The organism is Pantoea sp. Sc1 (genome assembly GCF_000255315.1).
Taxonomy (GTDB): Bacteria; Pseudomonadota; Gammaproteobacteria; order Enterobacterales; family Enterobacteriaceae; genus Pantoea; species Pantoea anthophila.
Map to the genome: position 1 here is coordinate 2,359,294 of NZ_AJFP01000001.1, position 21,957 is coordinate 2,381,250.

Sequence of the window (21,957 nt, forward strand, 5' to 3'; positions counted from 1 at the left end):
CAGGTTAATCCCTTTCCGCTCTCCATAATCTTCCCTGTTCATGGCGACGCCGTTAAGAAAGCGTTAAGCGTGGTAAACAGGCGAAAATCCGCCGCTTTAGCGCTTGTCTTTCTTCTGTAAAAAGCGAATTCTGCCTCCACTCGTCTGTGGAGAATGCCCGATGAAAAAAATGATCGTCTCACTTCTGGCGCTGACGCTCTTAGCGCCCGCCCTGGCTTCTGCGCATCCCGGCGACTGGGGCCCGCCGGGAGGATGGGGACCGCATGAGGGATGGGGCCGGCACGGTGGCCCTGGTCCGCGCTGGGAAGGGCCAGGTCCGTTGCGCTTTCTGCCCGAAGCCGCTACCGCCGTATTGATTGGCGGGCTGACCTACTACCTGCTTAACGGCAACTATTATCAGCGTCACGGTGAGGAGTATGTGGTGGTGGCGCCACCGCCAGAGACGCGGATCAGCGGTGAGATGCATGTGCTGGATTTTAACGGCAGGCGTTTTTATGTGCAGGATGGCCACTACTACCAGCGGCAGATTGACGGCGATTATGTCGAGGTGCCGCGCCCGGCAGGATTGTAACGGCAGGCTTGCCACCCACTCTTCGCGCCGGAGGGCATGAAACAGTGCCCCAACGAAAAACGGCCCGTCATGAAGACGGGCCGTTTACGATTCAGAAGCAGCGATTACTGCTGAACCTGCGGATCGGTGTCATACTCCGCGCAGCTCTGGAAGCCGTAGTTCATGACACGGCCGGTGTCGTTATAGCTCACGAAGTAAGTCTGTGCTTTACCGTCGCGCTGACCCAGAACATACGTCTGGCAGGTGCCGCGCGCGTGAACCATGGTAATTTCAGTTGAAGGCGAACCGGCGATCTGACGAACCTGATCGCGGGTCATCCCCTTTTTAACATCCTTAACGACTGGCTTAGTCACGTAGCTTTCCGCACGATCGTAAGTCGTACAACCAGACAGTGCCGCCAGTGTCAGCGCCGCAGCGATACATCCCATCACCTTCTTCATCTTGTTGTTCCTCATTTATTGTCCATGTGGCATCAAGCCTGGAACATAAATGCAGGTTTATCAAGTTTATGGCGGCCTTTTTGTGGCAGACGGAATGTCAGGATTCCGTAAAGAAGGCTGTTTTGCTGTCAGCAGAGACGTATACTCCCCGGCATCCGAACCCTCTGATTTTGCGCCGTTTCCGTGACGCTGTCCTGCGCGGATGCCGATCAGGGTGCCCGCCGCACTGCCGGACGCTCTCTGGCGCAGGCTGGCCCGCTTTCTCTTCACCCCATCGCTGACGACCCCGAGGAATAATGACTCCTGCACACTCTAACCGCCTGGTTTATGCCATCACGCTGGGCCTGCTGGCCGCACTGGGCCCTCTCTGTATCGATCTCTATCTGCCCGCTCTGCCTCAGATGGCGCGGGACCTCAACACCGAAACCGCCACGGCTCAGCTGAGTCTGACCGCCGGCCTGCTGGGGCTGGGAGTTGGCCAGCTGCTGTTTGGCCCGATGAGTGACAAGTTCGGCCGTCTGCGTCCGCTGACCCTGTCACTGGTGCTGCTGTTTATCGCCTCGCTGGGCTGCGCACTGGCGCAGGATATCCACCAGCTGCTGGTGGCGCGCCTGTTCGAAGGCTTAGCCGGGGCCGGTGGCGCGGTGCTGTCAAGGGCGATAGCGCGCGATATGTACAGTGGTCATGAACTGACGCGATTCTTTGCCCTGCTGATGCTGGTCAATGGCCTGGCGCCCATCGGCGCACCGGTGCTGGGCGGCGTGCTGATGACGATCGTCGACTGGCGCGGCATTTTTATGGTGCTGGGCGGCATTGCCATTCTGCTGATCCTGCTGGCGCGCTGGAAGCTGCATGAGACGCTGCCGGAAGCCCGCCGCAGCAGAGGATCGATCTTCTCCGCTTACGCCGCGCTCGGCCAGGTGGTGACCCATCGTCCTTTCATGGGCTTCTGCCTGACCCAGGGCTTTATGATGTCGGGCATGTTCGCCTACATCGGCGCCTCTCCGTTCGTGCTGCAGCAGCTCTACGGTCTGTCGCCGCAGGCGTTCAGCTTCTGCTTTGCGGCCAACGGCATCGGTCTGGTGATCGCCTCTCAGACCAGTGCCCGCCTCTGCCCGTTGTGGGGTGAATATCGGGTACTGAAAGGCGGCCTGACGCTGGCCTTTGTCGCCTCCAGCCTGCTGCTGCTCTGCGCCCTGTTTCAGGCCCCGCTGGCGCTGCTGCTGGTCGCGCTGTTCTTTACCATCGCCAGCAATGGGGTGATTGCCACGACCGCCTCCTCACTGGCGATGCAGAGTCAGGGCCATCGCGCTGGCAGCGCCTCTGCGGTGATTGGTGTCACCATGTTCACGCTGGGGGCGATTACCGTGCCCATCACCGGCATCGGCGGTACCTCGGTGCTGAGCATGTGCGGCACGATCTTCGGCTGCTTTATGCTGGCCATTTTAATGTTTACCGTGCTGGCGAAAAAACCCGAGCCTCAGCTAAAAACTCACTGATTTCGCAATGGTTAGCGCGAATCAGTTAGCGCTTTGGCTTGTTGTTTTCGTGAAGGCACGTTAGCTTTAATAACACGTTCGCATCGAGCCGACAGGCCACTGACCTGAGGAGAAGTTCATGTCACTGCAGCAGGAAATTATTGAAGCCCTGGGTGTGAAGCCCACTATCGACGCCGACCAGGAAGTGCGGGTCAGCATCGATTTTCTCAAAGCCTACCTGAAACGCCACAGCGGGCTGAAAACGCTGGTGCTGGGGATCAGCGGCGGCCAGGACTCTACCCTGGCGGGCGCGCTGTCGCAGCGGGCCATTACGGAGCTGCGTGAAGAGACCGGCGATAACGACTACACCTTTATTGCCGTGCGTCTTCCCTATGGGGTGCAGGCGGATGAGCAGGATTGCCAGGACGCGCTGGCCTTTATTCAGCCTGACCGCTCACTGGTGGTTAACATCAAAGAGTCGGTCCTGGCCAGCGAGCGCGCGCTGAAAGAGGCCGGGATTACCCTGTCCGATTTTATCCGCGGCAATGAAAAAGCGCGTGAGCGTATGAAGGCGCAGTACAGCATCGCCGGCATGACCAAAGGCGTGGTTGTCGGTACCGATCACGCCGCGGAAGCGGTGACCGGGTTCTTCACCAAATATGGCGACGGCGGCACCGACATTAACCCGCTGTTCCGCCTTAACAAGCGTCAGGGCAAGCAGCTGCTGAAACATCTTGGCTGTCCGGAGCACCTCTATCTGAAGAAGCCGACCGCCGACCTGGAAGATGACCGTCCGGGCCTGCAGGATGAAGTGGCGCTGGGTGTCACCTACGAGATGATTGATGACTATCTGGAAGGAAAAAGTATCCATCCTGACAGCGCGAAAATTATTGAAGGCTGGTATCTCAAAACCGAGCACAAACGTCGTCCGCCGATCACGGTTTTCGACGATTTCTGGAAGTAATCCTGCGCCTCCTTTGCACGGGCAAGGGAGGCTCCTTTCACTCACGCTGTTGATCGCTCCATGCCTGCCACCGTTTCACGCGCCACCCTGATCGGGCTTATCGCCATTCTGCTCTGGAGCACCACTGTCGGCCTGCTGCGCAGTGTCAGCGAGGCCTTTGGTGCCACCGGCGGCGCGGCGCTGATCTACACCACCACCGCCTGTCTGCTCTGCCTGACCCGGGGTCTGCCCAGGCCAGGGGCGATGCCTGCGATCTATCTCTGGATCGGCGGCGCGCTCTTTGTCGGCTATGAGATGGCGCTGGCGCTGGCTATCGGACTGGCGAGCGATCGCCGTCAGTCGCTGGAGCTGGGGATGATCAACTATCTCTGGCCCTGCCTGACGATCGTGCTGGCGATCCCGTTTAATCAGCAGCGTTTCCGCGTCTGGCTGTGGCCCGGCCTGCTGCTGTCGCTGCTGGGTATCGTCTGGGTGATGAAAGGCAGCGGCAGTGGCGCGCCGGCGCTGCTGTGGCAGAACATGCTGCGCAATCCCGTCGCCTATGCTCTTGCCTTTCTGGCCGCCCTGACCTGGGCGCTTTATAACAATGTCACCCGTCGCTATGCGCGCGGTGCCAACGGCGTCACGCTCTTTTTTATCCTGACCGCGCTGGCGCTGTGGCTGAAATTTGCCGTCAGCCCGACGCCGCTGACCTTCGCGCCGCTGCCGCTGCTGGAAGTCCTGTTTGTCGGACTCTCCACCGCCATCGCCTACTCCGCCTGGAATCACGGCATTCAGCAGGGAAACCTGACGCTGCTGGCGACGGCCTCCTACTTTACGCCAGTGCTGTCGGCCCTGCTGGGATCGCTGTGGCTCGGCCTGACGCCACCGCTCGCCTTCTGGCAGGGCGTGGCGATGATCACCCTGGGCTCCCTCATCTGCTGGCTGGCGACACGGCCGCGCTGATCAGACGGCTGGCGATCATTTCACCGGTTTGTTATGCTGTATGGACAACCAGTAAATGGAGTCCACTTTGGTCAGACGTGCTGCCTCGCATCGCCTCGAACCCGACGCGAATGCGCTATATCAATATCCCGAACACCTGCGTGAGTGGCTGGAAGGCCTGCCGAATCACCCTGGCGTCTACACCTTCCACGGCGAGAGTGAGTCGCTGCCGCTCTATATCGGCAAAAGCGTGAATCTGCGCTCGCGGGTGATGTCCCATTTTCGCACCCCTGACGAGGCGAAGATGCTGCGTCAGTCGCGACGCGTCAGCTGGATCCCCACCGCGGGCGATCTCGGCGCGCTGCTGCTGGAAGCACAGATGATCAAAACCCAGCAGCCGCTGTTTAATAAACGCCTGCGCAAAAACCGGCAGCTCTGTTCATTGCAGATCACCCACGGCAAACCCGAAGTGGTCTACGCAAAGGATCTCGATTTCAGCCAGTCACCTAATCTCTTCGGGCTTTATCGCAGCCGGTTTGCTGCGCTGGAACGGCTCAAGCAACTCGCCGATGAGTATCAGCTCTGTCACGGTTTGCTGGGTCTGGAAGCCCTGAGTCCGCAGCGGGGCTGCTTCCGTTCGGCACTGCGCCGCTGCGCCGGGGCCTGCTGCGGTAAAGAGCCGGTCAGCGATCACCAGGATCGGCTGCTGGAAGCGCTGGAGAACGTGCGGGTCTTCTGCTGGCCGTGGCAGGGTGCCGTGGGGCTGGTGGAAGAAGGCAAACAGATGACGCAGATCCACGTCATCGACCACTGGTTCTATCTGGGGTCGGTCAGCAGCATGGAAGAGGCAAAAAAACTGCAGCGGCCCAAAGGGGGATTCGATCACGACGGCTACAAAATCCTCTGCCGTCCTATCCTCTCGGGTGACTACCCTATCCTGCCACTATAAAAAAACCGCCGGTGCTGTCCACTTACCTGCAGTGGACAGCACCGGCGGTCTCAGAAGTACCGCTTAGCTCAGATTATTCAGCCGGTGGTGCCGGTGGCGCCATGTTGCCTTCGCGCGGGCCTTTTTCGGTCAGGCGCTGCTCAAAGTTGGCGTTGTACTGTTTCTTCTGCGCCGGCGTCAGCACGTTATAGAGCTTGTTCTGGGTTTCCAGCATCTTCAGCGCATGCTCTTTACCGTTAGCAGACATCTTCTCTGCCTGCGCTTCGGCTTTGCTCTTATCGAAGCTGTCAGCCGCGATGATGTCGTGCATCGCACGGCGATCATCCTGTGACGGACGCTGCATATCTTTGTGGCTCTCTTTCATGATGTCGCGCATCTGGGTTTTCTGCGCGTCGGTCAGATTCAGACCATGGAACATCATCTCCATGCCGTGGCGCATTGGCGGCTTATGCATCGCTTTTTCGCTGCCGGCTGGCGGAGGCGTCAGGGAATCCGCGGCGGCATGGACGGCGCTGGCTGCACCAAACGCCAGCGAAGAAGCCAGTAACAGGGAAGTCAGTTTGCGCATAATAGTGTCCTTATGATTCATGATAATGACGACAGCACTCTGTCGCGTCTTCGGAAACAAGAATACGACGCTGAACGTCAACTACTCAGAGCCTGAGTAAAGCCGTGAAAGCATAAAAGACAAAAATCCGGCAATCATGAAGAGAATGAGAAGAAAGGCGTGAGGAATTGAAAAACTTTATGAATTTACAGCGAATTTCGCAGAAATCGTGGAGGAGTGTAAGGGTTTCGGCAGGAAAGCGGAAGAGGATCTCCCGCTTTCCTGCCGATTTTTAGCGCGGATTGCTGTAACCCGTCAGCTGCCCCCGTCAGAGAGGCAGCGCCTGGGTCTGTTCGCCCTCTTCAATCAGCATCAGGCCGGCACGCAGTCCGGCAGCAACGCCGGGATTCGGGAAAAGCACATATTCCCGTGCCTGCTGCACGTAGTAGCGGGTATCCCCATCCTCGGCCAGCAGCGTGCCCTGAGGAAAGGCGGTAAAGTTCAGCGTCTCCGGCGTCATATGCAGCCTGAAGTGCTCACTCAGCCGGGTGATCTGCTGCGCAACCCGATAGTGGCGCGGCTTCACGCGGGTGGCGGGCATGGGGTCACCAAACAGCAGCGCCGCCAGCGCCTGCTGTGCCGCACTGAACTGGCTCAGGTCGTTTTCGCCAAACGGCAGCGCCTTCCCCAGCTCCAGGGTGCAGCTGGCCGCACCGAAATGTTCACAGCTGAAATGGGTAAAGGTTCCGCCCGGCGCGCGATGAAAGACCAGCGCCTCCAGACCGGCAGCCGCCAGCCAGTCGAGAAACGCGGGAGGCCAGGGACGATCGTTTTGCGGCATGACGCCGAACTGCGGATGGTATGAGCCGCGAATCGCCGTGTGCATATCGAGATGCCAGCGCGTCTCATCGCATTCGCCCAGCAGCCAGAAGTTCTCCAGCGCCTGCTCCAGCCGCAGCACGCGGCGCGCCTCATCGCCATCGTCCACCTGCTGCCAGCGTCCGCCAAACAGCCGGTTAATATCATAACGGACATAGCGTTTGCCGGTGCGCAGCGCAGAGGGATTGCCCAGAATCACCAGCATCCGCTGCTGTAGCGGCTTTTCGCCGCGAAGCAGCGCATTAACCAGCTGATTCATGATTTCCACCGGGGCCGTTTCATTGCCGTGGATCCCGGCGGAGAGCACCAGCGCCTGCTTAACGGGCACAACCGGCTCCATCAGCAGGATGCCGTGATACAACCACTGCCAGCGAAGATGCGCCGTTTCACCCCTGCGCTTTCGCGGTGCCTCACCGGACAGCGTCTGCTGCAAAAAGTCCTGCATCGTTCCTCCTTTACGCCTCAGGCAGATGGCAGCCCGTGCTGCCATCGCCTTCACTGCTGAAATGCATACACATTTCCTAAGTCTAGCAGCTTCGTCAGTTCATCCAGCGCGTCACGACCCTCCCGCAGCAGCTGCGGATCCACCAGGTCGGCCTGGGTCAGCCGATCGCGGTAGTGCCGGTCAACCCAGCTGTTCAGGGCGGCGAACAGCCGATCGTTAATCAGCACGGCGGGATTGACGGCCTGCTGCTCCTGAGGCGTCAGCACCACCCGCAAACGCAGGCAGGCTGGCCCACCGCCGTTGTACATGCTTTCACGCAGATCAAACACCTTCAGATCTTTCAGCGGCCCATCCCCCTCCACCTGCTCGCACAGGTAACGCCAGACGTCCGGATGCTGACGCGACTCTTCCGGCAGCACCAGCATCATGGTGCCGTCGGGACGGCTCAGCAGCTGGCTGTTAAACAGATAGGTGTCGACCGCATCTTTAACCGACACCCGATTGTCCGGCACTTCAAGCGCCACAAATCCGGGCACGCGTGCCCGAAGCTGCGCCAGCAGTGCAGGCTGATCGACAAATGCCTGCTGATGGCAGAAGAGCATCTGCTGGTTACTCACCGCGATTACATCGTTATGAAAAACCCCCTGGTCGATAACCGCCGGATTCTGCTGCGCAAACAGCAGGTGTTCAGGTGAGAGCTGATGCAGACGGGCGACCGCTTCACTGGCCTCGCGCGTCTGGCGCGCCGGATAGCGCTGCGGGGCTTTCCCCTCATGGCTGCTGTCGCGGCCATAGACAAACAGCTGTACGCCCCGCTCGCCATAGTCGCCCCCCAGGCGGTTGTGATTTGCGGCCCCTTCATCGCCGAACATCGCCACCTGAGGCAGCGCATCGTGCACCGCAAAATGGTCTCTGTCGCGGAAGATGGCGCGCAGCAGTCCGGCGGTTTCCGGGGCTTCCATCGCGCGGTGAAATTTATTGTTCAGGTTGGCCACCGTCAGGTGAACCCGGCCATCACCGCTGTCGGCTGACGGCGAGACGGTGGCCGCATTGGCGACCCACATCGCCGAGGCGGAACTGGCCGCAGAGAGTAAGCCCGGCGCGGTTTTCCCGGCCGACGCCAGTACCTGCTCGTCACTGCCACCGAAGCCAAGCTGACGCAGCGCCGCGATATTAGGACGCTCATGCGGGGGGATCACCCCCTGCACAAACCCCATATCGGCCAGCGCCTTCATCTTCAGCAGCCCCTGCTTTGCGGCCAGACGGGGGTTCGAGGGCTGCAGCTGATTGCGGGTTGAGGCTTCATTACCAAATGAGAGCCCGGCATAGTGGTGGGTCAACCCCACCAGGCCGTCAAAGTTCGCTTCGGTGGCCTTCATAGCAACGTCTCCGGGGGTGAGAAATCCAGGCCAGGTGAGAGCGTGGCAGGCAGCGTCAGATCCGGCGACTCCAGCGAGGCCATCGGCCAGGCGCAGTAGTCTGCCGCGTACCAGGCGCTGGCCCGATGGTTACCCGAGGCCCCAATGCCGCCAAACGGCGCGGTACTGGCGGCACCGGTGAGCGGTTTGTTCCAGTTGACGATGCCGGCTCGCGCCTCCAGCAGCAGCTGATCAAACTGCGCGCGCAGGGGGGAGATCAGGCCACACGACAGGCCGTAGCGGGTCTGGTTCGCCAGTGCTATCGCCTCGTCAAAGGTGTCGTAACGGATCACATTAAGCAGCGGGCCAAAAACCTCCTCATCCGGAATGCCCTGCACGCCGGTGATGTCAATGATGCCGGGGGTCAGGATCGCGCTGTGGCGATCCGGCCAGCGCATCGCCAGCAGCACCTCGCCGCCCGCCTCCACCCGCCGCTGCCACTCCGTCATGATCTTCTCTGCCGCGCCGGTTGAAATCACGCTGCCCATAAAAGGGGGCGGTTCGGCATCCCAGGCTGCTGGCTGCAGCCGGCCTGCGACCTCCACCAGCCGCTGCAGAAACGCCTCTCCCGCCGCTCCGCGCTTCACCAGCAGGCGACGGGCGCAGGTGCAGCGCTGTCCCGCCGTAATAAAGGCGGATTGCAGCGTGATGTTGACCGCCGCATCCAGGTCCGCCGGATCCTCGACAATCAGAGCATTGTTGCCGCCCATCTCCAGCGCCAGCATCTTTTCAGGCTGACCGGCAAACTGGCGATGCAGCTGATAGCCGGTATGGGCGCTGCCGGTAAACAGCAGGCCGTCGATCTGGCTGCAACTGGCCAGCGCCTGGCCCGTTTCACGTCCGCCCTGCAGCAGCGCCAGCACACCGGCAGGCAGGCCTGCCGCCAGCCAGATCTGCACGGTTTTTTCGGCGGTCAGCGGCGTCAGCTCACTGGGTTTGAAGACCACGCAGTTTCCTGCCAGCAGCGCCGGCACGATGTGGCCGTTTGGCAGATGACCGGGGAAGTTATAGGGGCCGAACACCGCCAGCACGCCGTGGGGACGATGGCGCAGGGAACTTTCGCCCTGCTGCTGTTCACCGGTGCGGCTATGGTAAGCCTTCACTGAAAAGCCGATTTTATTGATCATCGCCGCCACTTCGGTCAGCGCTTCCCAGCGCGGTTTCCCGGTTTCACGCGCAATGGTGTCGGCCAGTTCCGCTTTTTGCGCGTCCAGACCGGCCGCAAATTTTTCGATGATCGCCTGGCGCTCCGCCAGCGGGCGGGTTGCCCAGCCCGGAAACGCGGCGCGCGCCGCCTCGCAGGCGGCGGCGACCTGCTCTGCCGAAGCCGCCTGCCCCTGCCAGAGCGGTTCCCCTCTCACCGGGTCCGCTTTCGTCAGGTGCTCTGCCTCACCGCTCTGCCACTCTCCCTTAATCAGGTGCGTCATGCTGTTTTCTCCTCTTTGCAGAGCGTCACCACCCGCAGGCTGTCGCCCGGCTGGCAGTGGAGCGCCCGCATCTGTTCGTCCGTCAGTTTTATGCTGTCACCGTCGGCATCTGCCGGGATCAGCGCCACACGGAACTGGCGGTAATGGTTATTGGCGACCAGGCAGAGCGGTGCATCCGCCGGATTTTCACCCCGCTCTGCGCCGCGCAGCCGGCTTTTGCGAATGGCGCGGATGCGGTCAATGTCGCACTCCAGTGTCGGGCCGCCATCAAAGATGTCGATATAGTTGAGGTAGCGGAAGCCCTCCGCTTCCAGTACGGCCCGGGCAGGTGCCGTCTGCGGGTGAACCTGGCCGATGACCGCCTGCGCCTCCGGGGTCAGATAGTCGATGTAGAGCGGATGTTTCGGCATCAGTTCGGCAATAAAGGCTTTCTGGCCGGTGCCGCTGAGGAAGTCCGCTTTGCTGAAGTCCATTGAGAAGAAGCGGCTGCCGACGCTCTCCCAGAAGGGTGAGTGGCCCTGCTCATCGCTGACGCCCCGCATCTCCGCGACTACCCGCTCCATAAAACGGTCACGGAAGTTAGCCATAAACAGGAAGCGTGATTTGGAGAGCAGATAGCCATTTTTGCCGTCACGATACTCAGGGTCGAGAAACAGGGTGCATAGCTCGCTGCTGCCGGTGTGGTCGTTACTCAGCGACAGGGTCGGCAGCGCGGCGTAGACGTTCAGCTCTTTCGACGCGTGCACCTGGGTGCCGACGCGGAAGTTATACCAGGGGTCCTGCAGGCCCACCGCCACTTCAATGGCGCAGATGCCCACCGCACGATTATCTTCACTGTCGGCCAGCACAAAGACGTAGCCCTGCTCAGCGCGCGGCAGCGTATCCTGCCAGGTTTGCAGCGATCGATCGATTCGCGCCTGAAGCGTGGCGCTATCGACCGGCAGCGAGGTCAGCCCGCCGCCGGTTTTGCCTGCCAGCGTCATCAGCTGGCTTAAATCATCGCGTTCAACCGGACGGATTACCATCATGATGCGGACCCTCGTACCAGGCTTTCACAGGCCTCGGCAAAGCGTGCCATACCCAGCTTCACCTCCTGCTCGCTGATGTTCAGGGCCGGGGCAAAACGCACCACGTTCGCGCCCGCAATCAGCACCATGACGCCCATCTCAGCGGCAGCCAGGTTAATCGCTTTGGCTTTGCCGGCATACGCATCGCTCAGCACCGCACCTATCAGCAGGCCCAGGCCGCGCACCTCTTTAAACAGCTGCAGACGCTGGTTGATCTCCGCCAGAGCCGAGACGATCCACTGGTGACGCTCTGTCACTCCCGTCATAAAGTCCGGCTGATTGACCAGTTCCATCACTTTACCGGCCACCGCGCCCGCCAGCGGATTACCGCCATACGTGGTGCCGTGTGTGCCGACACCCATCACGCTCGCCAGATCGTCGCGCGTCAGCATCGCCCCAATCGGGAAGCCACCGCCGAGCGCTTTGGCGCTGGTCAGGACATCGGGTGTGACGCCGTAGTGCATATAGGCATAAAGCGAACCGGTGCGGCCCACGCCGCTCTGCACTTCATCAAAAATCAGCACGGCCTGATGCCTGTCGCAAAGTTCACGCAGTCCGCGCAGGAACGCCGGATCGGCAGGCAGCACGCCGCCCTCCCCCTGGATGGGTTCCACAATCACCGCGCAGGTCTGGTCATTGATCAGTTCCGCCGCGGCCGCCAGGTCGTTAAACGGGGCATGCTGGATGGCAGGTGGCAGCGGGGCAAAATCCTGAGAGTAAGCGGGCTGTCCCCCGGCGGTGACGGTAAACAGCGTGCGGCCATGAAACGCATTCTTAAATGCCACAATGCCACTTTTCTGCGGGCCGACCCGATCGTGGGCCACTTTGCGCGCCAGCTTCAGCGCCGCTTCGTTGGCCTCCGCACCGGAGTTACAGAAAAAGACCCGGTCAGCAAAGGTGGCATCAATTAACTGCTTCGCCAGTCGCAGGATCGGCTCATTGGTGTAGCCATTGCCGGTATGCCATAAACGGGCGGCCTGCTCCTGCAACGCCTGTTGTAATGCCGGATGCGCATGCCCTAACGCATTCACGGCGATGCCACCGGCGAAGTCGACGTAGTCTTTGCCATTCTGATCCCAGACGGTTGAGCCCTCCGCGCGAACCGGGACAAATGTCGCGGGTGCATAAACCGGCATCATCCATTGATCGAAATCGTGACGTGAAACGTGCAGTGCCATAACCCATTCTCCTGCTTTCCCGGTCGGGTAAAGCTATTGTTTTAAAATTGTTAAGGGATGTTGTAATGCAGCCCTACTGTAGAGTGCAGTTAACGTGCCAGCCAGAGAATTAACTGCATAAAATCGTCACCCTGACGCAATATCAATAAGTTACACGCCGCTGCTATTCACTTTTTTTGCATATATAGTGAATAATTGTCTGATTACAGCGGCAGAGCCGGGTTTTAAATAGCGGAATTATGCAATCGCGGGATGAAATATCGCTTTTGTGATCGCTGATAAACAATCACTCCACAAAAGGCCCGAAGAGTGCCCTGTTTTAGCGCAGCCTGCCTCGCAACGGTGCAGGATGAGGCGCAGAATATTCAGCGAAAGAGGATGCCGACATGCCAGGATTTAACAGAATCTTTTCATTTAAGCGGGCAGATCGACGTCTGGCCTGATTATTTTTTATGCGGATAAATAAAATGAAAACGATTTCTTCTGCATTATTCCCGGCGTGATGATTGGCAGCGGAATAACCTTTGAAATAAAGATGAACAGATATTACTACGCAGGCTAATGGTTAGAATAAAACCCTTATCGCTTATTTGCTTTATTGTCTTATCCATAATTTAATCAGCGGGAATGATGATTTAAAAACGTACAAAATGCCGGGGACAGAAAAGCAATAACCACAAATTAAACACTGATAATCATCACTTTTTTATTAAATCCGGTAAAACTCACCAGAAGAAATACTTATTACCCCAGAATTTAATCGTCTTTCAGACACGCATTTTCCTTTACTGAATATGCATATCACATTTTGTTACTTTTATTGCGCTTTGTGATTTTAACTTTTTGTGTCATTTTCTTTTCTCCCCGCAACGGGGGCATAATAATTAATGAATACAGGGTAATGAATAAATGATGAAGCGCACTTTACTGGCGGCTGTCATGCCGTTACTGCTCGGTCTCTCTTCAGTGCAGGCCGCAGAAATTTATAACAAGGATGGAAATAAGCTGGATCTGGTCGGCAAGATTAACGTGTCGCACCTCTTTTCTGACGACGATAAGAACAACGGTGATACCTCCTCTTATTCCCGCCTGGGTTTTAAAGGCGAAACAAAGATTACCGATCAGCTGACCGGCTACGGTTTCTGGCAGTATCAGTACAGCCTGCACAACTCAGAAGGCAGCGATGCGCAGAGCGGCAACCGTACCCGTCTGGGTTACGCTGGCCTGAAGTTTGGCGAAGCCGGTGCGCTGGATTATGGACGTAACTACGGCCTGGTGTATGACGCGCTGAGTTACACCGATATGCTGCCCTTCTTTGGCGGCGATTCCGGCTACACCGACGCCTTCCTCTCTGGCCGCTCAACCGGCGTGCTGACCTGGCGTAACAGCGATTTCTTTGGCCTGGTTCAGGGGTTAAACGTTGCCGCGCAGTATCAGGGTAAAAACGATCGCAGCACTAACACCGACGGCGTACGTCGTTCTAACGGCGATGGCTTTGCCCTCTCTGCCTCTTATGACTTCGATTTCGGCCTGAGCTTCGCCGGGGCCTTTGCCAGCCTGGATCGCACAACGGCGCAGAACGCCGCCCCGCGCGGTGAAGGCGAAAAAGCGCAGCACTGGGCGACCTCAGTGAAATATGATGCGAACCAGGTTTATCTGGCCGCGATGTATGGTGAAACCCTGAACGCCACGCCGATCACCAACGGTTTCGCAAACAAGGCGCAGAACTTTGAAGCCGTTGCTCAGTATCAGTTCCTGAATGGTTTCCGTCCGTCTGTGGGTTACGTCTCATCGAAAGGTAAAGAGATTGAGAATATCGGCGACGCCGACATTGTCAAATACACCGCGGTGGGTGCGACCTACTACTTCAACAAGAATATGTCGGTCTATGGCGAATACCGCATCAACCTGTTGAAAGACAACAACCCGCTTAAACTGGCCACGGATGATATTACGGCCGTGGGTCTGATCTATCAGTTCTGATGCCCGTGCGGCCCGGCACACGCTGCCGGGCCCGTTTTTTATCGCTGAGCCAGCTGAGTTTCCGGGTCTGGCTCAATAACGGAGACGGCGGCTTCCTGAATGAATCCCTCTGCATCCGCCGACGCCAGCAGCAGTGTAGCCTGCTCAGCCGGTATCGGACGACTGAAGAGATAGCCCTGACCGTAGTCACAACCGCGCTTTCTCAGCCATCTCAGCGTTGAGACATCCTCAATACCTTCTGCGGTAATAATGACGTTCAGCTCCTGACAGAGCGTCAGCAGGGTTTCCACCACCTTGCGCTGCTCCGACCCGGTGACGATCCCGGCAATAAACGACTGATCGATTTTGATTTTGGTAATCCCCAGCCCCAGCAGCACCGACAGGTTGGAGTAGCCGGTGCCAAAATCATCCAGCACGACCCCAATCCCCTCCTCCCTGAGGCGTCTGATCGCCTGACGGGCATCGTCGGAGATCGCCATCACGTTCTGTTCAGTGATTTCGAGCTCCAGCATCACCGGCCCGGCCTGCTGCATAATGGCGGAGAGGCAGTTGGTCAGCGCAGGTCTCAGCAGCTGCTCCGGGGTGATATTCAGCGACAGACCGAGCCCGGCAGGCCATGCCCGCGTGGCGCTGACGGCATCCTGCAGCAGCGCCACGGTCAGGCTGTCCATCAGCCCGAGCCGCTCCACCACGGGCAGAAACTGAGCGGGTGCCACCGTCTGACCGGAGGCGGTGATCCAGCGCGCCAGGATCTCAAACCCGGTGATGTTGCCGGTGCGCAGCGAAACCAGCGGCTGCAGGAAAGGCACGATGGCATGCCCGCTGACGGCGGCGGCGACCTCATGCTCCAGCTTCTCCCGCTGCAGGAAGCGCAACGCCATATCCGGCGTGAAACGCGCCAGGCAGGCCTCTTTATTGCGCTTCGCCTCACAGAGCGCCAGATCGGCGGCCCGCACCACATCCTCCTGTCCCGGACAGTCAGAACTGGCAATACCGGCAGAGAGGTGCATAACGGTATGCGGCCCGGTGCGGATGGCTGAGGCATGCTCACAGATCCTGCCGGCCTCCACCAGCGCCTGCTCCGCCTGAGACGCCGCCATGACCAGGGCAAACTCATCGCCACCGATGCGAAACACCTGACTTTCCGTGCCAGCCGACGCGGTCAGCATCGACGCGAGCGCCACCAGGATAGTGTCCCCCTGACGATGGCCGTTGAGATCGTTGATAGTTTTGAAATCATCGATATTAAGCAGCGTCAGGGTATAGGGCATCCCACAGGCATCCAGCGCGGCGATATGCGCATTGAACGATCGGCGATTGAGTACGCCGGTCAGCGCATCGGTTCCGGCCAGCCTGAGCGCATTTTTTTCGGCCAGCAGCATTTTGCGGATCAGACCCGCAATCAGCAGCGCCGGAATCACCATCGCCAGCCCGGCGAAAGCGGTCGATGTCAGGATGAACCGTAAGCGTTCGCTGGTTTCAAAATCCAGGTTATAGCTCAGGCCGAGCAGATGAGCGAGGTGCGCCTCAAGCCCATATTCCCACAATGTGGAAAGTAAAAAGATGGTCGCAATATTCAGCATTGCGAGCCAGAAAAGTTTCAGGCGCATGCGTTAATTCCTGGTGATGAAAGGTGTCAGAGTGTTGTTTTAATTTTTCTGTAAAAAACCGGGGCGTGATGGTTAAACACGGTCTGCGCGTGGCTGACAATAATGACCCCTTTTGTTCTGCCTGGTACCAATCAGGCGTTCTCACTGGCTGTGTGACAGTGAGGCAGAGGATCGCTCCTGACCGGCAGGGGCAGAACTGATCACTCATACCAGTCAGGGATCTATCGGCAGCGGCGGGCGTTTTAACAGGTCCGACCGGATAAATTAATCCCCCTGCGGGGTTTCTTCCCGGCAAGTCACTGAATAGCACGGTAATAAATAGTGCTCAATTTAGTTAATAGCAACCCTCCAGAATTGCCGCTGACGGCCGATACCGTTTTAACTAATGACCCCTTCCGGAAAAACACATGAAAATCTCAACGCGTCTGAGTGCAGGTTTTGGTTTACTGATTTTGCTGTTAGTTATCTGTGCTGGCACAGCGATTCACGCCCTGGACAGTGCCCGCGATGGCATGAACGAGGTGGTGAATGTGCGGCTGAAAAAGTATCAGACGGTGCTCGATATGCGGGGCGGCGTCCGTGATATGGCGATTGCCGTGCGCAACCTTGCCCTGCTGACCGATCCGAAGGCGATGCAGCCTGAGTGGGAACGCCTGCAGAAACAGCGGGCGCTTTACATCAGCAACCGCGAAGCGCTGGCACGCATGATGCAGACGGACGCCGGGCAGGCCGGGCGGGAAGCGATGGAGCGGATTGAGTCCAGCGAGGGTGCAGCCCTCTCCACGCTGATGACGGCGGGGAAACTGGGGCTGGAAAACCGTCAGCAGGAGGTCACAGATTATCTGTTAAACGTCGCGCGACCGGCACAGCAAAGCCTGCTGAAGGCGATAAACGATCTGACCGAGCTTGAGATGCGCAGCAGCCAGGAGACCGTCGTGGAGAATGGCAACAGCATTGGTCGCACCACCCGCATACTGATGATCCTGACGGTCATCTCTCTGCTGGCGGCGGTCGCCACCTGCACATTCATTGTGCGGATGCTGATGCGCCAGCTGGGCGGTGAACCGATCCAGGCGCAGACGCTGGCGGCAGCGATCGCGGATGGTGATCTCACCTCGCCGGTCACGCTGCGGACGGGTGACACGACAAGCCTGCTCGCCTCACTGAACAGCATGCAGACACACCTGCGCGGCATGGTCACGCAGATTAAAGACGCCTCGGCGTCGGTTGCGCTGGCGGCCGATGAGATTTCCCAGGGTAACACGGAGCTCTCTTCACGCACCGAAGAGCAGGCCGCGGCCCTGCAGGAAACCGCAGCCAGTATGGAGCAGCTGACCGCCACGGTGAAAAGTAATGCCGCAGGCGCACAGCAGACAGCGGGTTCTGCGCGTGAGGCGGCCATGCTGGCCCATGACGGCGAAGCGGATGTGCATCGTCTGGCGCAGACCATGCAGGAGATTTCGCTGAGTGCGGTCCGGGTCCGGGATATCACCGCGGTGATTGAAGGGATCGCCTTCCAGACCAATATTCTGGCGCTCAACGCCGCCGTGGAAGCGGCGCGCGCCGGTGAAGAGGGTCGCGGATTTGCGGTCGTTGCCGGTGAGGTCCGTTCACTGGCCCAGCGCAGCGCCACAGCAGCCCGTGACATCAAACAGCTGATTGAGCAGGCCGTGACGCAGGTCGAAGGCGGTGTGAGCGTCGCGGCGGGAACGGGTGAACGTATTCTGAAGATTGTCAGCCGCGTCGGTGAACTGGCCGATGCGATGGACAACCTCTCACTCTCCTCCAGCGAGCAGATGCAGGGTATCTCTCAGGTCAGCGTTGCGGTAAGTCAGATGGATGGGGTTACCCAGAACAACGCCGCGCTGGTGGAGGAGTCCTCGTCAGCCTCACAGTCACTGCTGGCCCAGGCACGCGATCTGCGCGGCATGGTCGAGACCTTCACGGTTTAACGCTCTCCGGCAGACCACGCCGCGCCGAACGTGGCGGGTGGAGACGTGCTGAACGCGCAGCCGCTTCAGCACGTTGTGCACCCGGCGTGGCTGCCGGTTGGGTTGACTTCAATTTAATTTGACTCAATACTGGTTTGCCTTTCCATCCGGGGGCAACGGAACCGGTTTCTTCCCGCCGCAACGGCCCCCGACAGAGCGGGTGCCTGACAGCGTAAAGCGAGGTGGCCGCCAGGGTTGCCAACCCGGAGCAACTGCGGTGCCCTTACAGCGGAGACGCATCAGGATGCCGCCCCCCGTCCCCGACTCAGAATGAGTAAACATATGAACGATGAAACCACGGGGATCTGTGAAACGCCGCCGCCTGGCGCAGCACCGGAAACGATCGATCAGTTTCTCTGCTTTGCGCTCTACTCCGCCTCCCTCGCGATGACAAAACTGTATCAGTCACGGCTGAAGCCGCTGGGGCTGACCTATCCGCAGTATCTGGTGCTGCTGGTGCTGTGGGAAAAAGATCGCCTGACCGTTTCCGAAATCGGGGCGCGCGTCCGGCTCGACTCCGGCACGCTCAGTCAGCTTCTTAAGCGGCTGGAGAGTGCGGGCGTGATCTGCCGCCAGCGTGATACCGGCCAGGATGAGCGCCGGGTATGGGTCTCCCTGACCGAGCAGGGCCACCAGCTTAAAGTGACGGCGGCGGGCGTGCCGGCAGATATGATTTCGGTGATGGACACAGCCTGCCATGAGCTTGTCGATCTGACAGCCCAGGTCGCTACGCTGCGGGACAAATTAGTGAAGGCGTTGCCATAATGGCCGCACACATCAGGGCGGCGGCCAGCCCGGGCCTGCGGCATCGCCTCAGCAGACCGCTTTCAGAAAATATTGAGCAACACTGTTGCGCGGGAGTCGCCTTTGAGCACGAATAAACCGGTCGACATGGATGAGGTGCATGCCGTGGTCGGCCAGGCGGTCGCCAGCCTGCTGAGGTCTGGCCAGCCTGCGGGCGCGGAGGAGATCCTGGCGTTTCTCCGGCAGCAGGAGGCGCGCTCCGTCAACGGCCAGAGAGATATCTATACCCATGCATTACGGGTGGTGATGGCCATCGTGCGCTGACAGACGCGCTGCCGGACGACAGGCTGACGGGATGCAGGCTATGCCGGGCCGCTGTTGCGGCGGACTGTTCAGCCCGCCTTTTATGCGCGACTACTCGCCGTGTGCCGCCCGGGCAACCTCACGCACGGCGCTTTCAACCCGCTCCGAATCTTTCTGAATGCTGGCGATAACCTCGCCCGCCTCACGCATCAGGCTCACTCCCTGACCGGTACTCGCCAGCGATGTTTCGATGCCACGCAGCACCTCTCGCGCCAGTTCGTTATTGCCCGCCACAACCCGTTCGATCTCCTCGGTCGCGCTGCTGACGCTGGCGGCCAGGGTGCGCACCTCGGCCGCGACGACGGCAAAACTGCGGCCCGACGTGCCTGCCCGCGCCGCCTCAATGGCGGCATTGAGGGCGATCAGTCGGGTCTGCATAGCAAAACGCCGGATAGTTTCTACCATGCCATCGATGCTGGCAGACTGACTGTTGAGGCGCGAGACATCGGCCGACACAACGCCCATCTCCTGAGCGATCTGGCTGATCTTCTGAATGCTGTTTTCAATCACATTGGCCCCGGCCTGCGCACTGCCTCGCGTCTGAACCGCCATATTCCAGGCGTTCAGCGCCGCGTCATATTCCTGCTGATTACGCAGTACCTGCTCCGTCACATCGGTGGCGAACTTCACAATTTTGTCGAGCTGCCCGTCGCTGTTGAAGACCGGATTGTAGGTCGCCCTGAGCCAGAGCGGTTCGCCCCGCCGGTTGAGCCGGGGAAACTGCCCCGAAAAGAATTCACCCTGATTCAGCCGCGCCCAGAACTGACGGTACTCCTCGCTCCCTGAAAGTTCTGCTGAACAGAAAAGCCGGTGGTGCTGTCCCACCACCTCCGCAGCCTGATAGCCGGTGGCCTGGAGAAAGTTGTCGTTTGCCTCCAGCACAATCCCGTCAGGGCTGAAAGCGATCATCGCCATCGAGCGGCTGATCGCGTTTATGATAGATTCTTTCTCCAGCGACGACTGCATCCTCTCTGAGATATCGGCGGCGATCTTGATGATTTTGAACACCCGGCCGCGTCGATCGGTCACCGGAATATAGCTGGCCTCCAGCCAGACCGGGCGCATGCCGTTAGCCAGCCGCAGATATTTGTCGCTGAAGCTCTCGCCTGCCGCGAGGCGCTGCCAGAAACGCTGATATTCAGCCGAGTTCACCAGCGCAGGCGGACAAAACATGCGGTGATGCTGACCCACGATCTCCTCCGCCCGGTATCCCATCGTCGCCAGAAACAGCGGACTGGCCCGGCGGATAATGCCAGCCGGGGTGAACTCAATCACGGCCATGGCGCCGCCCAGCGACGTGAACGACGCGGCAGCGTGCAGGCCACGCTGACGAATAAAGGAAGGAAGCAGAGTTTTCAGTACATTCAGGCGCATCAGCAAATCCGAAAAGGAGTGGGAACTGCTGTAGTTATCGGCATTTTCCCGTCACGCCTTATCCATTGCTGCGATAGTTGCGGCTGATGATTGCAACATGATGTTACTGCTTTTCAGCCCCCGCCCGGCTCAGGCAGCGCGGGCGGGACAACGCCGCCGCAGAGGCCGCGGAGGTGATTACAGCGCCGCGCCGGGAGCCATCAGATCGAAGCGATCGTTCTGCGACACGTCATCCATCGGCATCGGTGGCGCAATCTTCAGGGTGATCCAGTTCGAGGTGACGCGCTGCTGTTTGCTGTCCTCCAGCGTTACCGACAGGCGATATTCGTTGCTGGCATCGGGTGACGGGTCCCACTGTGGCAGGATCACACTCCAGCCCTGCGGATCGGCATTGTTGGCAGGCGGTGTCAGGCTCAGTGCCTGCGTATCGCCCTGCCAGCTCACCGCCCGGATAGCATAACTGGCGCGCACCTGCAGCTTCAGCGGCAGACTCTCGCCACTGCTTAGCTGCCAGGGCGGGGTCGCCAGAAAGACCGACAGGGTTTTACGCTGACGGAAGGCGAGCACCGGCGTCTCACTGCGGGTCACCGTATCGTAGCGGCTGCCGCGCAGCGAGTGCGCTTCAGCGACGTTATCGGCATCGAGCTGGCGGCGCAGCGCCACGCCGAAACGGTAGTTAAGCTTCAGACCCAGCTGATCCTGGCTCTCGCCGGCGCTGCTGGTTTTGTGGGTGGCGGAGAGCGTCACCAGTGGCACCGGCGTGTAGGAGAGACCAAACGACATGGCGGAAGGGTTGTGATAGCGGTTGCCGCTGTTAAACAGATCGACATTCTCCCCCAGATAGCGCTGATAGCTCACGGAGACGCCGAGCTGCCGGTAGAACGGCAGATAGCTCTGGCTGGTGATGTCATAGCCGCGCGCCATCCGCTGCTGCCGGGAATCGCTCAGGTTTTTCCAGCCGGAGAGAGGCTGATAGTAGTTGGCGGAGAGGCGCAGCGAATCGCTCCACGCCTCTGTGCCGACCGAGGCGCGCTGCAGGCCGCTGCTGAAGGTGCGGTCGACAAAGCCGTTGTAACCCAGCAGCCAGTTACCCGCCTCCCAGCGCTGGCCCAGTCCGGCGTTGCCGACCAGCCCATCGTCAGTTTCGTGCAGGCCAAGCTGGCTGAAGGTGAGCAGGCTGTTTTCATCGGCCAGGGCGCTGAAGAGATCGCCGCCGGTGCCGGTGAAGTTACCCTCCATGTCCACTTTCAGATCGAGCTGTGCAGTGCCGTAAGGCGACAGCAGCGACTGCCCTTCGCTCTCTACCCGTTCGGCCACCTCATCCCGCAGATGATTGAACGCCCAGATGCCCGCCTGCTGGCCAAACGTGACGTTGCTGTCGTTTTTGCTCGCCTCGCCGATACTTTTGGCAACGGCCGCCAGCTTTTTGCTCCACGCCTCATCCTGATCGCTGACACTGCCGAGGGTCGGCAGGGCGTCGCTGTAGCGCGCAGGATCGTCGAATGGCGTCTCTGACACGGCGGTGTCGGTCTGAAACGCGTGCGCGGCAGGTATCGCGGAGAGCGACAGCGTGATTAAGGCGAGAAAACCCGTTTTCCGTATCAT

Annotated in this window: 19 protein-coding genes; 9 read left to right on the top strand and 10 right to left on the bottom strand. The window is 59.6% G+C overall.

Annotated elements, in window-relative coordinates:
- Window positions 1–160 precede the first annotated feature (160 nt).
- A complete protein-coding gene (locus tag S7A_RS10915) occupies window positions 161–571 on the top strand; it encodes a DUF6515 family protein (RefSeq protein ID WP_009090557.1) in 411 nt (136 codons plus the stop codon).
- Window positions 572–675: 104 nt separating this feature from the next.
- Here S7A_RS10915 and osmE read toward each other — a convergent pair whose 3' ends face one another.
- Window positions 676–1,011 (bottom strand): osmotically-inducible lipoprotein OsmE, encoded by a 336-nt coding sequence (osmE, locus tag S7A_RS10920; RefSeq protein WP_009090559.1) that lies wholly within the window; start codon window positions 1,009–1,011, stop codon window positions 676–678.
- 296 nt (window positions 1,012–1,307) lie between these two features.
- Between osmE and S7A_RS10925 the strand changes: the two genes are divergently transcribed.
- The 4 genes from S7A_RS10925 (at window position 1,308) to cho (ending at window position 5,326) form a co-directional block, all read left to right on the top strand.
- Window positions 1,308–2,510: a multidrug effflux MFS transporter gene (locus S7A_RS10925; RefSeq protein WP_009090560.1), complete on the top strand. Its 1,203-nt coding sequence runs from the start codon at window positions 1,308–1,310 to the stop codon at window positions 2,508–2,510.
- A gap of 118 nt (window positions 2,511–2,628) precedes the next feature.
- Window positions 2,629–3,453: an ammonia-dependent NAD(+) synthetase gene (gene nadE, locus S7A_RS10930; protein WP_009090562.1), complete on the top strand. Its 825-nt coding sequence runs from the start codon at window positions 2,629–2,631 to the stop codon at window positions 3,451–3,453.
- A gap of 60 nt (window positions 3,454–3,513) precedes the next feature.
- A complete protein-coding gene (gene yddG, locus S7A_RS10935) occupies window positions 3,514–4,398 on the top strand; it encodes an aromatic amino acid DMT transporter YddG (protein ID WP_009090564.1) in 885 nt (294 codons plus the stop codon).
- A gap of 67 nt (window positions 4,399–4,465) precedes the next feature.
- Window positions 4,466–5,326: an excinuclease Cho gene (cho, locus tag S7A_RS10940; protein WP_009090566.1), complete on the top strand. Its 861-nt coding sequence runs from the start codon at window positions 4,466–4,468 to the stop codon at window positions 5,324–5,326.
- 73 nt (window positions 5,327–5,399) lie between these two features.
- Here cho and spy read toward each other — a convergent pair whose 3' ends face one another.
- From spy to S7A_RS10970, 6 genes are all read right to left on the bottom strand, one after another.
- On the bottom strand, window positions 5,400–5,894 hold the full coding sequence (spy, locus tag S7A_RS10945; RefSeq protein WP_009090567.1) for an ATP-independent periplasmic protein-refolding chaperone Spy: 495 nt from the start codon (window positions 5,892–5,894) through the stop codon (window positions 5,400–5,402).
- 307 nt (window positions 5,895–6,201) lie between these two features.
- A complete protein-coding gene (astE, locus tag S7A_RS10950; protein ID WP_009090568.1) occupies window positions 6,202–7,197 on the bottom strand; it encodes a succinylglutamate desuccinylase in 996 nt (331 codons plus the stop codon).
- Between the two features lie 50 nt (window positions 7,198–7,247).
- On the bottom strand, window positions 7,248–8,576 hold the full coding sequence (astB, locus tag S7A_RS10955) for an N-succinylarginine dihydrolase (RefSeq protein ID WP_009090569.1): 1,329 nt from the start codon (window positions 8,574–8,576) through the stop codon (window positions 7,248–7,250).
- A complete protein-coding gene (gene astD / locus S7A_RS10960) occupies window positions 8,573–10,042 on the bottom strand; it encodes a succinylglutamate-semialdehyde dehydrogenase (RefSeq protein WP_009090570.1) in 1,470 nt (489 codons plus the stop codon). The genes astB and astD overlap by 4 nt, the downstream gene beginning before the upstream one ends.
- Window positions 10,039–11,070 (bottom strand): arginine N-succinyltransferase, encoded by a 1,032-nt coding sequence (gene astA / locus S7A_RS10965; RefSeq protein ID WP_009090571.1) that lies wholly within the window; start codon window positions 11,068–11,070, stop codon window positions 10,039–10,041. The genes astD and astA overlap by 4 nt, the downstream gene beginning before the upstream one ends.
- Complete coding sequence (locus S7A_RS10970) at window positions 11,067–12,287, bottom strand: aspartate aminotransferase family protein (protein ID WP_009090572.1); 1,221 nt, start codon at window positions 12,285–12,287, stop codon at window positions 11,067–11,069. The genes astA and S7A_RS10970 overlap by 4 nt, the downstream gene beginning before the upstream one ends.
- A 909-nt stretch (window positions 12,288–13,196) precedes the next feature.
- On the opposite strand from S7A_RS10970, the gene S7A_RS10975 reads away from it, so the two are divergent.
- The gene (locus tag S7A_RS10975; RefSeq protein WP_009090573.1) at window positions 13,197–14,270 is read left to right on the top strand and encodes a porin; all 1,074 of its coding nucleotides are present in this window, start codon (window positions 13,197–13,199) and stop codon (window positions 14,268–14,270) included.
- A 38-nt stretch (window positions 14,271–14,308) separates the two neighbouring features.
- Here the strand turns inward: S7A_RS10975 and S7A_RS10980 are convergent, their stop codons facing one another.
- Window positions 14,309–15,880 (bottom strand): bifunctional diguanylate cyclase/phosphodiesterase, encoded by a 1,572-nt coding sequence (locus S7A_RS10980; RefSeq protein WP_009090574.1) that lies wholly within the window; start codon window positions 15,878–15,880, stop codon window positions 14,309–14,311.
- A gap of 407 nt (window positions 15,881–16,287) precedes the next feature.
- On the opposite strand from S7A_RS10980, the gene S7A_RS10985 reads away from it, so the two are divergent.
- The 3 genes from S7A_RS10985 to S7A_RS10995 all read left to right on the top strand — a co-directional run bounded on the left by S7A_RS10985 (window position 16,288) and on the right by S7A_RS10995 (window position 18,939).
- Window positions 16,288–17,832 (top strand): methyl-accepting chemotaxis protein, encoded by a 1,545-nt coding sequence (locus tag S7A_RS10985; RefSeq protein WP_009090575.1) that lies wholly within the window; start codon window positions 16,288–16,290, stop codon window positions 17,830–17,832.
- Window positions 17,833–18,153: 321 nt separating this feature from the next.
- Entirely contained in the window at window positions 18,154–18,636 is a 483-nt protein-coding gene (locus tag S7A_RS10990; RefSeq protein ID WP_009090576.1) for a MarR family winged helix-turn-helix transcriptional regulator, read from the top strand.
- A gap of 102 nt (window positions 18,637–18,738) precedes the next feature.
- Window positions 18,739–18,939: a hypothetical protein gene (locus S7A_RS10995; RefSeq protein ID WP_009090577.1), complete on the top strand. Its 201-nt coding sequence runs from the start codon at window positions 18,739–18,741 to the stop codon at window positions 18,937–18,939.
- Window positions 18,940–19,029: 90 nt separating this feature from the next.
- On the opposite strand, the gene S7A_RS11000 is transcribed toward S7A_RS10995, so the two are convergent.
- Window positions 19,030–20,352 (bottom strand): PAS domain-containing methyl-accepting chemotaxis protein, encoded by a 1,323-nt coding sequence (locus tag S7A_RS11000; protein ID WP_141629815.1) that lies wholly within the window; start codon window positions 20,350–20,352, stop codon window positions 19,030–19,032.
- A gap of 177 nt (window positions 20,353–20,529) precedes the next feature.
- Window positions 20,530–21,957: a YchO/YchP family invasin gene (locus S7A_RS11005; RefSeq protein ID WP_009090579.1), complete on the bottom strand. Its 1,428-nt coding sequence runs from the start codon at window positions 21,955–21,957 to the stop codon at window positions 20,530–20,532.